Source organism: Paenibacillus sp. FSL R5-0517, assembly GCF_037974355.1.
GTDB lineage: Bacteria > Bacillota > Bacilli > Paenibacillales > Paenibacillaceae > Paenibacillus.
On sequence record NZ_CP150235.1, the window covers coordinates 6,068,309 to 6,083,753 of the forward strand.

Consider the following 15,445-nt stretch of genomic DNA (forward strand, 5'->3'; position numbering starts at 1 on the left):
GTAATGCGTTGTTTTGTTGAAATTTCTATTTTTTTGTCGGCGAAGACGATTGTTGTTCCGCGTGTTCAATGCCAAGCCTAATCAGTTCAATCATGCGATCATGATGACCACTGCTGTAGAGATAACCAATGAGACATTCAAAAGCCGTGGCATGTCTATACTCCAACACATCTGCATTTTTGGGTACACTACCCGACTTGGCATTCCGCCCTTGCCGGACAATATCGCGTTCTTCCTCTGTCAGTTCAGCCTCAATCATTGCAAGAATGCGGCTCTGTGCCTTCGCTGATACCAATCCGGTTGCACTACGGTGCAGATGATTGGGACGCATGTTGGCTTTCGACAATAGATATTGACGAACAGCTACCTCATATACCGCGTCACCAATATAGGCCAGTGCAATAGGTGGAATCAACTTCGCAGGTCTGGACGGAGAATACGGGAACCATCCTCCCTCCGTGACCTGCTCCTGTTGTTTTGGTGTATTTGGATGTCCTTCGCTCATTTGCGCCGCCATCTCATACCCTGCGCCGTATCCTCAAGCAGAATGCCCCGTGCAGACAACTCATCACGAATTTCATCCGCTCTTGCCCAGTTTTTGGACTTGCGCGCTTCTACACGTTCTTCAATCAGCTGTTCTACTTCCTCATCTAGAAGTTCTGCCTCTCCATCTGTATAGATGCGAAGCACAGCATTCAATTCACTGAACAATTCAAGGAGCGCACGTATGTCTGCCGCATTGACAACTTCCTGCTGTAACAGTTGATTGGCTTCCCCTGCCCACTCAAACATAGCAGTGATCGCATCAGGAGTATTGAAATCATCCTGCATCTTCTCATGATATTGCTGACGGATTTGGTCGAGTCTTGCCGCAAACTCTGCTGTGATATCCTGATCTACGGTTACCGCGCTCAGACGATGGTTCAGGTTACCTACAGCATTCGCAATCCGGTCCACACTATTCTGTGCCTGCTCCATCGTATCATCCGTGAAATTCAACGGGTTACGATAGTGGGTAGACAACATAAAGTAACGAATCGCTTCGCGTTTATATTGATTCCGCAAATCTTTAACAAGAACACCGTTACCGAGTGATTTCGACATCTTCTCGTTATCAATCCGGATGAAACCATTATGCATCCAGTAGTTCGCAAGTGGTTTACCTGTTAACACCTCGGATTGGGCGCATTCGCACTCATGGTGCGGGAACTGCAGATCCTGTCCACCCCCGTGAATGTCCAGTGTGTCCCCAAGGTACTCCCTAGCCATGGCGGAGCACTCAATATGCCAACCTGGTCGACCATCGCCCCAAGGACTGGACCAATAGATCTCACCTGGTTTTGCAGCCTTCCAGAGCACGAAATCTTCGGGATGCTCTTTGCGCTCGTCCACACCTACACGGATTCCAAATTGCAGCTCCTGTAAATTTTGCTTCGATAGCTTACCATACTCGCTGAATTTGCCTGTACGGTAATAGACGTCACCGCCATTTTCGTATGCGAAACCTTTTTCAACCAACTCACGGATAAAATCAATAATGAGCGGCATGTTTTCCGTTACTCTCGGGTTGCTACTTGCCTTGGGAATACCCAATCCCTCAAGGTCTTCATAGTAGGCTGCAATAAACTTCTCCGCGACGTGAGGAACGTCTGTTCCAAGTTGTTCGGCTTTGCGAATCAGCTTATCGTCCACATCCGTGAAGTTCACCACATAGTTTACATCATGTCCTGTCTGTTCCAGGTATCCACGAACCGTGTCGAAAAAGATAACCGGGCGTGCATTTCCAATATGAATATAGTCATATACCGTTGGTCCGCAGACATACATTTTTACTTTCCCTGGCTCTTGGGGAACAAATTCTTCTTTTGTACGACTCATCGTATTATAAATCTGAAGCGTCATGGTCACTTATCCTTTCATCCTATACTGCCTTTATTTATTGTATCACGTATCATGCACAGTCTCATTTGCACGGGCATTCTGCAGTGTACGTACTTCTTCCTGCAATCGTTCGAGTTCTTTTTGCATACCACGCAAGGAGTCAACGACCGGATCGGGCAATTGTTGACTGAGGCGGTCTACCCGTCGGCCATCCTGTTTAACAATTCTGCCCGGTATACCTACCACGGTACTATTGGAAGGGACCTCCTTAAGCACAACAGAGTTCGCCCCAATGTTGCTTTGATCCCCCACGCTAAATGAACCCAGCACCTTTGCTCCAGATGAGATAACCACATTATTACCAATGGTCGGATGTCTCTTTCCTTTTTCTTTCCCTGTTCCGCCAAGCGTAACCCCCTGATAGATAACAACATCATCGCCAATCTCACATGTTTCTCCAATAACGACGCCCATTCCATGGTCAATAAACAACCGATTCCCGATCGTAGCTCCAGGATGTATCTCAATCCCTGTCATAAAACGGCTAACCTGCGAAATGAACCTGGCCACCGAGAACCATCTTCGCTTGTATAAAAAATGAGCCATCCGGTGTGCCCATATCGCATGCAGCCCTGAGTAGGTTAGTACCACTTCAAACCAACCTCGGGCCGCCGGATCGTTTTCAAACACCGCCTGGATATCTGATCTGATCTTCTTGAACATGCTCGTTCCCCTCTTGTTCAGGTTCCCGTCCTCCGGCTTACCGGACGGCGCGTTCCTTTGGTAGTGTACTGCACACTCGCCTAAACAAAAAACGCCCCTGCAGCATTTAGCTGCAGAGGCGTTTATCGCGGTCCCACTCTGCTCGGTCCATTCTTAAATAGAATGAGCCCTCAAGCGGTTTGGTAACGGAAACCAATCGTCACAACCTATCCTAACGTTTTCCCATGTCATGATCGATAAAGGCGGGGCTGGATTCGGCTGTGCAGCTCACGGGCGCATTTCGACTGATGGACAGTGGATGGTTCACAGCCACCGCAATCAAAGAAATCTTTCTTTGCTGCGGGACCATCCTCTCTGAATCTGCCCGGGTCAGTCTACTCCTCCCGATCTTTGCTGTTCTATTAGATAAATCATATCAATTATTCGTTGTGTTGTTATTATAGCGAAAAGGCCTCAGACTGACAACAGTCTCCTACGTAATCCATACCTGAACAGACTGTGCAGATTCCGATTAAACGGAATGCCCCTCGGATAATCTTATTTTACTTGTGCGCGCAATCGTTCGATCACTGTATCACGACCCAGAAGCACGATCGTTTGATTCAGATCCCGTCCATGCGTCTGTCCGGTCAAGGCTACACGAATTGGCATAAAGAGCTGTTTGCCCTTAAAGCCGGTTTCTTTCTGTACTTCCTTGATCAATGCAGCCATTTTGCTTGGCGTGAACTCTTCACTTGCCTGCACTTTATAGGCAAATGCCTTCAGCACAGTCGGCACCTGCTCTTCAGCGAGAACTGCGGCACCTTCAGTTTCCAACTCAATCTCCGAACGGAAGAACACTTCCGACAATTCTACGATATCGGATGCGGCATTCATCTGTTCCTGATAGAGATGCACGAGGGTATGCGCCCACTCTTTTTGCTCAGCGGATAGATCACCAGGAAGACGTCCTGCTTTTTGCAGATGCGGAATGGCCATTTCGGCAATCCGTTCCGGGTCAGCATGTTTGATATAGTGGTTGTTCAAGTGAGCCAGCTTGTGCGTATCAAATACCGCCGGGCTCTTGGACAGGCGTTTCGTATCAAAAATGGAAATCAGTTGTTCTTGCGAGAAGATCTCTTCCTCCCCTTCCGGCGACCAGCCGAGCAGGGAAATGAAGTTAAACATCGCTTCAGGCAAATAGCCGAGCTGATCATACTGCTCAATAAACTGAATCACGGATTCATCCCGTTTACTCAGCTTCTTGTGATTTTCATTCACGATCAGCGTCATATGGCCGAATTGCGGTGGCTCCCAGCCCAGCGCTTCATAGATCATCAGTTGACGCGGCGTGTTCGAGATGTGATCTTCCCCACGCAGGACGTGGGAGATCTTCATCAAGTGATCATCCACAGCAACAGCATAGTTGTACGTGGGAATGCCGTCTTTTTTCACAATGACGAAGTCACCGGATTCCTTGCTGTTGAACGAGATTGTACCTTTAACCATGTCATCAAACGTATATACGCGCTCTTCGGGCACACGGAAACGAATACTCGCTACGCGGCCTTCCGCTTCAAATGCACTAATCTGCTCTGGAGTCAGATCACGGTGTTTGCCTGAATAACGCGGTGTTTCTCCACGTGCTGACTGCTCTTCACGCTCTTGCTCCAATTCCTCTTCCGTGCAGAAGCAAGGGTAAGCCAGACCTTTATCCAGCAATTCCTGTGTATATTTACGATAGAGGTCCAGACGTTCCGTTTGACGGTATGGTCCGTATTCTCCGCCCACATCAATACTTTCATCCCACTCGATTCCGAGCCATTTCAGGTATTTCAGCTGGCTTTCTTCACCACCAGCAATATTCCGTTTTACGTCCGTATCTTCAATACGAATAATGAATTTACCGTTATTATGTTTGGCATATAGATAGTTAAACAGCGCCGTACGGGCATTCCCGATATGCAGATGTCCTGTTGGGCTCGGCGCGTAACGCACACGAATTTCCGTGCTCATATGATCCCCTCCGTCATGAATTAATTGATGATATCACACACGAACCAGGCAAACAACGGATTGAGCAGCAATGCCCTCTCCCCGTCCCGGGAATCCCAGTTGCTCTGTCGTTGTTGCTTTCACGTTCACCAGTGTTACATCCGCTTCCAGTGCCTTGGCAATAACCTCAGCCATCTGCGGGATGTAAGGAGCCATCTTCGGCTTTTGGGCAATAATCGTTGAATCGATATTGCCTAACCGATATCCGCGATCCTTCACAAGCTGCCATACATGCTCCAGCAATTTCAGGCTGTCGGCATCCTTGAATTCCGGATCGGTATCCGGGAAGTGCTTGCCGATATCCCCAAGTGCCAGCGCACCCAAAATGGCATCACTTATCGCGTGCAACAGCACGTCTGCGTCCGAGTGACCCAGCAGTCCTTTTTCATAAGGAATCGTTACTCCGCCAATAATACACGGGCGTCCCTCTACCAGCTGATGTACATCAAATCCCTGTCCTACACGTATCATCGCTTCTTCTCTCCCCCCAGCAAAAACGCAGCGTATTGCAAATCTTCCGGCGTTGTTAATTTGATATTTGTATAATTGCCTTCCACAACCTTGACCGACATACCCTGACGTTCAGCCAGCATGGCGTCATCTGTTCCCAGAAATCCGTCCTGCTCGGCTGATTCGTAGGCGGAGAGCAGGGAAGAAAGACGAAAAGCCTGCGGGGTTTGAATGCTCCACAGACTGCTGCGATCTGGTGTCGCCGTAACGACTCCCTCCGCATTCACTTGTTTGATCGTATCCTTCACGGGAACCGCCAGTACAGCTGCTCCACCACCGGCTATGGCAGCCGCCATGCATCCCTTGATCTGCTCATGGTTCACAAAAGGACGTACCCCGTCGTGAACGAGAACCCAATCCGTCCCAAGTGCCTCAAGGCCTTTATGGACAGAATGTTGTCTCTCTTTCCCTCCGGGGATAACATGGACACGTGAATCCAGTTGGTATTTTTTTACCCAATCCTGGCAGCGTTCAACATCTGCAGCTCCTGTGACCAGCACCATCTCGCGGATCTCGTCCAGCGCAGCAAATACCTCAAGCGTATGTATGAAAACGGGCTTGTCCTGCAGCAACAGAAACTGTTTGCTCTCGGTCGTCCCCATCCGGGTTCCGCGACCTGCTGCCACAATGACAACGCCCCACCCTTTATCCATGCCGCAATCCCTGCCTTGTCTGTCAGTTTATCGTTCAAAGATACACAATATCATTCAACGATACACTACCCATCATACCGCTTTATTGGGCTTTTTCCAACAGTTTCGGCTTGGCAAAAATCATTCGTCCCGCTGAAGTCTGCAACACACTGGTCACGAGCACTTCCATCATCATGCCAATATACTCGCGTCCGCCCTCCACAACGATCATTGTGCCATCATCCAGATAGGCTACACCTTGACCATGCTCCTTGCCATCCTTGATGATCTGCACCATGATCTCCTCACCTGGCAGAACAACTGGCTTCACCGCATTGGCGAGATCATTAATGTTCAGCACAGACACACCCTGGAGTTCGCACACTTTGTTCAGGTTAAAGTCATTGGTGACCACTTTGCCCTGAAGCACTTTAGCCAGTTTGACCAGTTTGCTGTCCACCTCGGAGATTTCCTCGAAATCCCCTTCGTAGATCAGTACTTTTACATCAAGTTCCTTCTGGATTTTGTTCAAAATGTCCAATCCTCGACGTCCTCTGTTCCGCTTGAGCAGATCCGATGAATCGGCAATATGCTGCAGCTCCTCCAGAACGAATTCCGGAATGACGATCGTGCCTTCAATAAATCCGGTTTTGCATATATCCGCGATACGCCCATCAATAATAACACTGGTATCCAGAATTTTATGTTCTTCCATCCGTCTATCCTCGTCCACCTCGGGATGACCCCATCGCCCAGACATCCAGAATGCCCCCAGATCATCTTTCTTCGCCATGGCAAGGGTGTAACCGGAATAAGCACCAATCACCGTCAGTGCCACTTGCAGCACTTCTCCTGCTGTTCCCATCCATCCCACAACAGGGTATAACAACAAAGCCACCAGCAAGCCAGCAACGGTACCTGCGGCACCTGCAGCCAGTTCATTCATAGGTACTTTTGCCAATGATTCGATTCCACTATGCAGTCTGTCTGCCATCAATGTTCCACCGATATTACATACAGCCATAAACATTACAGCTCCCAGCAGCGTCGATATACCAGCTCCCAGTAATCCTGCGGACTGAATCCATTCCGCCATCCATGGGACCGATTTTCCTGCCAGATGATATGCCGTGTAGCCGAACCATGCACCGCACAATCCTGTAAAAGTTAAAATGCCTTTTTTCCACATTAGTCCCTGCACCTCCTTCAATGTATCTTGATCTTGATATCCAGTATGATCCAATTCCTAATTTGCTAATCCCTTCCGGAAGAACTTTTTGGAAATGTTGCAATCGTCAGTTGAAAGTAGGTAAATTATTGGCATATAATGAATTCAATTCATATCCCGAGGTGAGTGGCAAAAATGAGTACGCTAAGTTTACAGGCTTTCCAGGATCAAGTTTCTGAACTGTTGTTGCGTCATCGCAGCCTGATTGATGTACTGTCCAAAACGGGACAAGCCGGAGCGTCTGTTAACCGTGCCGTGTCCAAAGCCATTACCGAATGCGGCTGCATCGAGCTGCACGCCACCAAGCAGAAATATGCCCCGGAGAGCGATATCGCTCAAACCAAGGGCCTGCTGGAAACGCATGTGGAAGGTGAATTGTGTGAGAATTGCCGAGAGGTCATCAGCTCTGAACTAGGGCGGAACCTGTTCTACATGTCGGCTCTCTGCAATCTGCTGGACATTAACATGGAAGAGGTCGTAAATCACGAATCACAGAAGTGTTCAACGTTAGGGATGTTTAATCTGTCGTAAGAAGATATGTATGTCGTTCGCAAGGGTTTCTTTTACCGTAAATAGATTGAATAAACAAAAAGCACGCATTCTCCAATGCAGGAGAGTACGTGCTTTCTTTGTCTAGTGTCTGTTACCAAGGTTACTTAACGATCGGAAGGACGGGATGATTTCTCATCCTTGCGCTTTTTCGCCCGACTACGCGAGGCCGCTGTTCGCAGGTTATGCTTCATTCCATACAAGGCGTATAACACCAACGGAATAAAGATCAATTTGGATAGCTGCTCCGGGAAAATCACGGCTACGGCTATGGCAAATAACACAACCCATGGGGCAATCCAGATTGCCTTGCGTGGCAACCCGACCTTTTTGAAATTGGGATATTTAAGCGAACTGACCATCAGATACGATAACAGCAATGTAGCAATCATCATGCTGATGGGACCGATATCCTTGTTAAACAAGGACAATGTGGCCAGCACTCCGCCGGCTGCCGGAATCGGCAAACCTGTGAAGTACCCGGGGATCCCCGGACGAACATTAAACCGGGCAAGACGAATCGCCCCACAGATCGGAAAAGCCGCTGTTGCAATCCAGGCGAGGATCGGCATCGAATCTTGAAACGACACCATAAATATGATCAGGGCTGGTGCGGCACCAAAGGAAACCATGTCAGACAAGGAATCAAGTTCCTTGCCGAATTCGCTCTGGGCATTGAGTGCACGTGCCACTCGGCCATCCAGACCATCCAGCAGCATCGCTACAATGACCATAATGGCAGCCAAACTGTAATTTCCATCAATCGCAAGCAAAATTGCCATCATTCCAAGAAACAGATTACCCAGGGTAAAGAGATTCGGAATGAATCTGGTTAGCATCGTTGTTTCACCTCATCCATTTCAAGCCTTTATATAGGCAAAACCTTACATCTGTCTGTCGATAAACATCTGCTCCTGCAAACGTTTGAGGCCTTCCTTAATGGTCCGGGCTCGAACTTCACCAATACCGTCCACTTCGTCCAGTTCTTCAATTGTAGCCATAATAACATGAGGTAGTTGTTCAAATTGATCCACCAGGTTATGGATAATGACATTGGGCAGACGGGGGATCTTATTTAATACCCGGAATCCGCGAGGTGCAACCGAATCCTCTGAAGTGGCCGCTGATGAAGGATAACCGAGCAGACGGACAATATGGTGTGCATCCAGTAATTCATCGTCCGACAATCTTTTCAGTCCTACTATAATTTCACGGATTTTGTCATCACTGTCGTCACGGGCATAGTCTTTATACAACAACCAGGCTTCTTCTTCCGTTGTACCCACAAGCTCTTCCATTTGCATGGAGATGAGTCGTCCCTCATTCCCGAGTTCATGAATGTATCGTTTGATCTCCGTTTTGATCCGCATCACCATCTCGGTACGCTGAATCACATTGACCACTTCAGGAATCGTCACCAATTCCTCAAATTCAGAGGCACTCAGATTCGTAAGGGACTGTGTTAATACCGCTTTGTATTTCTCCAGGGTTTGAATCGCTTGATTCGCTTTGGTCAAAATAACCCCGATTTCCTTGAGGGAATAACGAAGTGTTCCCTGATACAAGGTAATGATATTCCGGCGCTGTGATATGGATACGACCAATTTACCCGTTTGCTTCGCTACACGCTCTGCCGTCCGGTGACGAATGCCCGTCTCTGATGAAGAGATTGAGGAATCGGGAATTAACTGGGTATTGGCGTAAAGAATACGCTTCAAATCTTCGCTAAGAATAATGGCTCCATCCATCTTAGCGAGTTCGTACAGATAGTTGGGGGAGAAGTCACAGTTAATCGAGAATCCCCCATCCACCACTTCCATGACTTCAGGGCTGTATCCTACAACAAGCAGTGCGCCCGTCTTGGCGCGCAGCACATTTTCCAGACCTTCGCGGAAAGGTGTACCTGGTGCGATCAGCCTTAATAATTCATTCATATTATCCAATTGGCTCGAATCTTTCATCTTGTTATGCCCCCTAATCTAAAGCAACCGCTAGTGCATCTGCCACGGTATTCACACCGATCAGTTGTATCCCGCGAGGATGTTTCCAGCCCTTTAAGCTTTTTTCTGGTAAAATAACACGCTTGAAGCCCAGCTTCGCGGCTTCCTTCACTCGTTGTTCTGCTCGTGATACGGCTCGAACTTCACCTGTGAGACCAATCTCGCCAAAGATGACGTCATCCGGCTTGGTCGGTACATCTCTCAAACTGGAGGCAATGCTGACCGCAACCGCCAAATCTACCGCGGGCTCATCCAGCCTTACTCCACCAGCCACGTTAAGATATGCATCCTGGGTTTGTAAAAACATGCCCATCCGTTTCTCTAGCACGGCAATGATCAGATTTAATCGATGCAAGTCTACTCCTGTTGCCATACGGCGGGGAGAAGGGAAATGGGTGGTCGAGATCAACGCCTGCAATTCCACGAGCAAAGGACGTGTGCCCTCCATGCTGGCAACTACCGTAGAACCCGCTACACCCAGTGGCCGTTCCGACAAAAAGAGTTCTGACGGGTTGCCCACCTCACGAAGTCCATCCTCGCCCATCTCAAAAATGCCAATCTCATTGGTTGAACCAAAACGGTTCTTCACCGCACGCAACAGTCGATACGTATGATGCCGTTCTCCTTCAAAATAAAGCACGCAATCCACCATATGTTCTAACATACGTGGACCGGCAATGGCACCTTCTTTGGTAACATGCCCCACAAGAACCGTTGCAATGCCTCTGCCTTTGGCAATCCGCATGAACCTAGACGTACATTCCCTTACCTGGGCTACACTACCCGGCGCACTGGTAACTTCGGGAAGATACACCGTCTGAATGGAGTCGATGACAAGAAAATGCGGCTGGATCTGATCCACCGCTTCCTCTACACGTTCCATATTGGTTTCACACAGCACATACAACTCGGCAGAGAGTGCCCCGAGACGATCCGCCCGCAATTTGGTTTGCTTGACTGATTCCTCACCAGAAACATATAACACACGTAGACCCGAATGCGTCAAAGCATGAGACGTCTGCAACATCAACGTTGATTTACCGATACCTGGGTCTCCACCCACCAGAACGAGTGAACCTGGAACGATTCCGCCACCCAATACCCGGTTCAACTCGCCGATTCCAGTCTGTACACGCGGTTCCTGACCGCTATCTATATCTATGATAGGAAGCGGTTTATCTTTACTGTCAAACAGAGGAGAATTTCTCCCTTGTGTTTTGACCACCGTCTCTGTTTCTTCCACCATTGAATTCCATGACTGACAACCCGGACACTTCCCGTACCACTTGGGGGCTTCATAGCCGCATTCCGTACATTGAAACTTGGTTTTAACTTTGGCCACTTCAGCACTCCTATAATTTAGTTTTATAACAGCATTTTGCATTATTCGACGAATTTTGCCCAAACTCCCTGACGTGCAGGGTCACTAAAAGTTTACCATTGTTTGAGATTTTTCGTAAAGGATTATCGCAAACTTTACACATGTTCCTGACATAATCATGTCCGTCTTCTGTCCAAAATGCAAAAAATCCTCCCCGGCCGAAGCCGAGAAGGATTAACAATCAATACAAGCTTGAGTTCATTCTCCATAGCTTGTTACATATTATTTGGTTTCGATTTCCTCGTTAGAAGGAACAATCACGTCTTTTTTCGTTACTGACAGTGCACCGTTCTCTTCGTCAATGAGTAGTGAATCCCCTTTGGTTACGTTGCCTGTAAGCAACTCTTCAGACAATTTGTCCTCGATATGCTTCTGGATTGCCCGACGAAGCGGACGCGCACCGTAGGCTGGATCGAAGCCTGCTTTGGCAAGGAATTCCTTGGCATTGTCGGTAAGTTCGAAGTCAACCTCATATTCACGCAGCCGTTTGCGAAGCTCCTCACTCATGAGCGTAACAATCTCTGCAATGTGTTTCTGTTCCAGAGAGTGGAATACGATAATTTCATCAATCCGGTTAAGGAACTCTGGACGGAAGGATTTCTTCAGCTCATCCATGACTTTACCCTTCATGTTATCATAATCCGCACCTGCATCCACAACTGCTGTGAAACCAAGTGTCGAGTTACGTTTGATCGCTTCAGCACCCACGTTGGATGTCAGGATAATTAGCGTATTCCGGAAGTCAACAACGCGACCTTTGGAATCGGTCAGACGACCATCCTCAAGCACTTGCAGCAAGATATTGAATACTTCCGGATGTGCTTTCTCGATTTCATCGAGCAGGACAACGGAATATGGTTTGCGACGAACTTTCTCTGTCAGCTGGCCACCTTCTTCATATCCAACATATCCTGGAGGCGCACCGACGAGTCGGGAAGTCGAATGCTTCTCACCATACTCGGACATATCAATACGGATTACTGCATTTTCATCACCAAACATCGCTTCAGCCAGAGCACGAGCAAGTTCTGTTTTACCTACCCCTGTAGGACCGAGGAAGATAAATGAACCCATCGGACGTTTTGGATCTTTAAGTCCTGCACGCGCACGACGAACCGCACGACTGACCGACTTCACAGCCTCATCCTGGCCGATGACACGTTCATGCAGAATGGATTCCAGATTCATCAGGCGCTGTGTCTCTTCTTCTTTCAGCTTGTTCACCGGAATTCCTGTCCAGTTGGCTACCACTTGTGCGATATCCTCAGGTGTTACTTCGGAATCCGTGCGACCTTGTTTTTCTTTCCATTGGTTCTTCGTTACATCCAGCTCTTCACGGATTTTTTGTTCCGTATCACGCAGAGCGGCTGCTTTTTCGAACTCCTGGCTTTGAACTGCAGCGTCTTTTTCCTTGCGGATATCTTCCAGACGGCTCTCCAGCTGTTTCAGGTTTGGTGGGATCGTGTAAGAGTTCAATCTTACTTTGGAACCCGCCTCGTCAATCAGGTCAATCGCTTTGTCTGGCAGGAAACGGTCTGTGATGTAACGGTCAGACAGCTTAACCGCCTGCACAATCGCTTCGTCCGTAATTTTCACGCGGTGATGCGCCTCATAACGGTCACGCAAGCCGTGCAAGATCTGAATCGCTTCTTCCGGAGAAGGCTGATCTACAGTAATCGGTTGGAAACGACGCTCAAGCGCTGCATCCTTCTCGATGTATTTGCGATATTCATCCAGTGTTGTTGCACCGATACATTGCAATTCTCCACGGGCCAGAGCCGGTTTCAAAATATTAGAAGCATCGATGGCACCTTCAGCTCCGCCTGCGCCAATCAAGGTATGCAATTCGTCGATAAACAGGACAATGTTACCTGCTTGGCGAATCTCATCCATGATTTTTTTCAGACGATCTTCGAACTCACCACGATATTTGGTTCCAGCAACTACTGAACCCATATCCAGGGTCATTACACGTTTGTCGCGCAATGTTTCGGGAATCTCATTGGCAATGATTTTTTGTGCAAGGCCTTCAGCAATCGCTGTTTTACCTACACCTGGCTCACCGATCAATACCGGGTTGTTCTTCGTACGACGGCTGAGTACCTGGATGACACGTTCAATTTCTTTGCTACGTCCAATAACCGGGTCAAGGTTATTCTCTCTGGCGTATGCCGTGAGGTCACGTGCCAGACTGTCCAGCGTTGGTGTGCTGACATTGGCAGGTGTTCCATTATGGCTGGATACAGCTTCACTGCTGCCAAGCAACTGTAACACTTGTTGACGTGCTTTGTTCAGGCTGATACCCAGGTTATTGAGCACACGTGCTGCAACACCCTCGCCTTCACGAATCAATCCGAGCAGGATATGCTCTGTGCCTACATAGGTATGGCCCAATTTACGAGCTTCATCCATAGACAACTCAATTACTTTTTTCGCACGTGGCGTATATGCAATGTTGGTAGGCTGCTCTTGGCCACGGCCAATCAGCGTTTCTACTTCATCCTGAATTTTTTCCAATCCGAGTCCCAGGCCGATCAGTGCTTTGGCTGCGATGCCTTCGCCTTCACGAATGAGGCCGAGCAAAATATGCTCAGTACCGATGTTATTATGACCGAGACGGACAGCTTCTTCCTGCGCGAGTGCGAGCACCTTTTGGGCCCGTTCCGTAAATCTTCCAAACATCATATCTCCTGCACCTCCATGGTTTTGGATAAAACGAGGGGTTTCAAAACATCCCCGTCGTATTCTTCATATCATTTTTGTTTGCAGCCGTGCTGCGAATAAAGTCATTCGGCATCGTACATGCCTTATTATATAAAAGCCGCAATGCGGCATGAAACCATAATTCAATAAAATATCAGAGTAAGCTAGGACTGCTTCGCTGCATTGATCGTATCACGAATCAACTGAGCTCGATAGATGTCACGCTCATCTGTGCGCATATCTTCCCCGAATGTTTTCTGCAAAAATCCCGGCTGTGTCATCACATTCAACTCATTCATGACCGTGATCGACAGTCCATCCAACAAGCCGAGATCCACGCCAAGGCGTACATCCGATAAGCGCTGTGCTGCTTCCTTGGAATCAACAATAGCTGCATGAGACAATATGCCGTAAGAACGCATGACACGATCCGTAATTCGAAGTCTGGAGTCGGTAATTAACCGTTCTCTGGCTGTACGTTCATGACCAATCATCTGTAACACAACACCATGCAGGTTCTCGATGACTTCCTGTTCGGTCTGTCCCAGTGTAATCTGATTCGAGATCTGGAACAGGTTACCCATAGCTTCGCTGCCTTCACCGTATATGCCTCTTACAGTCAATCCCACTTGGGAAACTGCGGTTAAAATACGGCCAATCTGCTGCGTCATCACCAGGGCAGGCAGGTGCATCATGACAGATGCTCTGACACCTGTACCTACATTCGTAGGACAACTGGTTAAGTATCCTCTGCGATCATCAAAAGCATAATCCACGTGCGCTTCAAAAGCATCATCTATTGCGGAAGCTTTCTCCCAGGCTTCTTTCACCTGGAACCCCGGATAGAGGCACTGGATACGAAGATGATCCTCTTCATTAATCATAATACTGACAGACTCATCCTCACTGAGAATAACCGCACCATGTCTGGATTCATTCGCAAGACTTGGACTGATGAGATGTTTCTCCACCAGCACCCGTTTGTCGAGTTCGTCAATATCGATTAGATCCAAAGTATGAAAATCCCCAAAGGCATGAACATCGTCGTATTGAAGTACTTCGCTCAGCTTATTCAGTACCTCTTCCGATTGCTCATTGGAAGCCAGCATCGGAAACGGAACATGCTGAAGGTTGCGCGCAATCCGGACACGGCTGCTTATCACAATTTCGGAATCAGCCGCATCACTGCGCATCCAGTCGCTGAGCGCCTTCTCTGTAAAGCGCAGATTAGGCATTACGCATCCCTCCTACTCATGACAAACTTTACTCCTGAGCTATTCCTTTTTCAAGTTCTCGAATCTGGTCACGGATCTGAGCCGCCTCCTCAAATTCCTCTTGGGCGATGCTCTCTTGGAGCTCACGCTTCAGATCAGCAATTTGACGTTTCACCTTGATGCGACCACCAGCTCGTGCAGGTACTTTACCTACATGGGACGTACTACCATGAACCCGCTTGAACAAAGGGTCCAGACGGCTGTCAAAATATTTATAACATGAACTGCAGCCAAATCGGCCTATCTTACTGAATTGTGCGTACGTCATACCGCACTCTTCACACTGAAGTGCCTTTGCAGGTGGTGTTCCTGCCGATCCACTTTTGCCGGCTGGATCAAAATCAAGTAACCCGGACAACAAGTTGTGAATGGAAAATCCACCTGCTGTTCCAGGAATCATTTCCCCTTTTTCACGGGCACATGACTCACAAATATGGAATTCCGTCTTCTCTCCATTTACGATCTTCGTAAAATGCAGTGTCGCCGGACGTTTATTGCATTCTTGGCACAGCATAATGATGTACCTCCTT

The 15,445-nt window shown here is 48.2% G+C and carries 14 protein-coding genes; 1 reads left to right on the plus strand and 13 read right to left on the minus strand.

Annotated elements, in window-relative coordinates:
* Positions 1–25: 25 nt before the first annotated feature.
* The 7 genes from MKX40_RS27295 to MKX40_RS27325 form a co-directional block, all read right to left on the minus strand.
* A complete protein-coding gene (locus MKX40_RS27295) occupies positions 26–505 on the minus strand; it encodes a ribonuclease III domain-containing protein (protein ID WP_339238015.1) in 480 nt (159 codons plus the stop codon).
* Positions 502–1,902, minus strand: a complete 1,401-nt coding sequence (gene cysS / locus MKX40_RS27300; RefSeq protein WP_339238017.1) for a cysteine--tRNA ligase — start codon at positions 1,900–1,902, stop codon at positions 502–504. The genes MKX40_RS27295 and cysS overlap by 4 nt, the downstream gene beginning before the upstream one ends.
* 42 nt (positions 1,903–1,944) lie before the next feature.
* Positions 1,945–2,604, minus strand: a complete 660-nt coding sequence (gene cysE, locus MKX40_RS27305; RefSeq protein WP_339238019.1) for a serine O-acetyltransferase — start codon at positions 2,602–2,604, stop codon at positions 1,945–1,947.
* 537 nt (positions 2,605–3,141) lie between these two features.
* Positions 3,142–4,599, minus strand: a complete 1,458-nt coding sequence (gene gltX / locus MKX40_RS27310) for a glutamate--tRNA ligase (protein WP_339238021.1) — start codon at positions 4,597–4,599, stop codon at positions 3,142–3,144.
* A gap of 33 nt (positions 4,600–4,632) precedes the next feature.
* The gene (gene ispF, locus MKX40_RS27315; protein WP_339238023.1) at positions 4,633–5,109 is read right to left on the minus strand and encodes a 2-C-methyl-D-erythritol 2,4-cyclodiphosphate synthase; all 477 of its coding nucleotides are present in this window, start codon (positions 5,107–5,109) and stop codon (positions 4,633–4,635) included.
* The gene (ispD, locus tag MKX40_RS27320; RefSeq protein WP_339238025.1) at positions 5,106–5,801 is read right to left on the minus strand and encodes a 2-C-methyl-D-erythritol 4-phosphate cytidylyltransferase; all 696 of its coding nucleotides are present in this window, start codon (positions 5,799–5,801) and stop codon (positions 5,106–5,108) included. The genes ispF and ispD overlap by 4 nt, the downstream gene beginning before the upstream one ends.
* A gap of 82 nt (positions 5,802–5,883) precedes the next feature.
* On the minus strand, positions 5,884–6,969 hold the full coding sequence (locus MKX40_RS27325; protein ID WP_339238027.1) for a PIN/TRAM domain-containing protein: 1,086 nt from the start codon (positions 6,967–6,969) through the stop codon (positions 5,884–5,886).
* Between the two features lie 174 nt (positions 6,970–7,143).
* On the opposite strand from MKX40_RS27325, the gene MKX40_RS27330 reads away from it, so the two are divergent.
* Positions 7,144–7,539, plus strand: coding sequence for a hypothetical protein (locus MKX40_RS27330; RefSeq protein WP_017692049.1), 396 nt, complete (start codon positions 7,144–7,146; stop codon positions 7,537–7,539).
* A 125-nt stretch (positions 7,540–7,664) separates the two neighbouring features.
* Here the strand turns inward: MKX40_RS27330 and pssA are convergent, their stop codons facing one another.
* The 6 genes from pssA to MKX40_RS27360 form a co-directional block, all read right to left on the minus strand.
* Positions 7,665–8,396, minus strand: a complete 732-nt coding sequence (gene pssA / locus MKX40_RS27335; RefSeq protein WP_339238030.1) for a CDP-diacylglycerol--serine O-phosphatidyltransferase — start codon at positions 8,394–8,396, stop codon at positions 7,665–7,667.
* 45 nt (positions 8,397–8,441) lie between these two features.
* Positions 8,442–9,518, minus strand: coding sequence for a DNA integrity scanning diadenylate cyclase DisA (disA, locus tag MKX40_RS27340; RefSeq protein ID WP_062836168.1), 1,077 nt, complete (start codon positions 9,516–9,518; stop codon positions 8,442–8,444).
* Positions 9,519–9,531: 13 nt separating this feature from the next.
* Entirely contained in the window at positions 9,532–10,899 is a 1,368-nt protein-coding gene (gene radA, locus MKX40_RS27345; RefSeq protein ID WP_036671578.1) for a DNA repair protein RadA, read from the minus strand.
* 261 nt (positions 10,900–11,160) lie between these two features.
* The gene (locus MKX40_RS27350) at positions 11,161–13,623 is read right to left on the minus strand and encodes an ATP-dependent Clp protease ATP-binding subunit (protein WP_339238032.1); all 2,463 of its coding nucleotides are present in this window, start codon (positions 13,621–13,623) and stop codon (positions 11,161–11,163) included.
* Between the two features lie 182 nt (positions 13,624–13,805).
* Positions 13,806–14,876: a protein arginine kinase gene (locus tag MKX40_RS27355; RefSeq protein WP_339238034.1), complete on the minus strand. Its 1,071-nt coding sequence runs from the start codon at positions 14,874–14,876 to the stop codon at positions 13,806–13,808.
* Positions 14,877–14,904: 28 nt separating this feature from the next.
* Positions 14,905–15,429, minus strand: coding sequence for a UvrB/UvrC motif-containing protein (locus MKX40_RS27360; protein WP_339238036.1), 525 nt, complete (start codon positions 15,427–15,429; stop codon positions 14,905–14,907).
* Positions 15,430–15,445 lie beyond the last annotated feature (16 nt).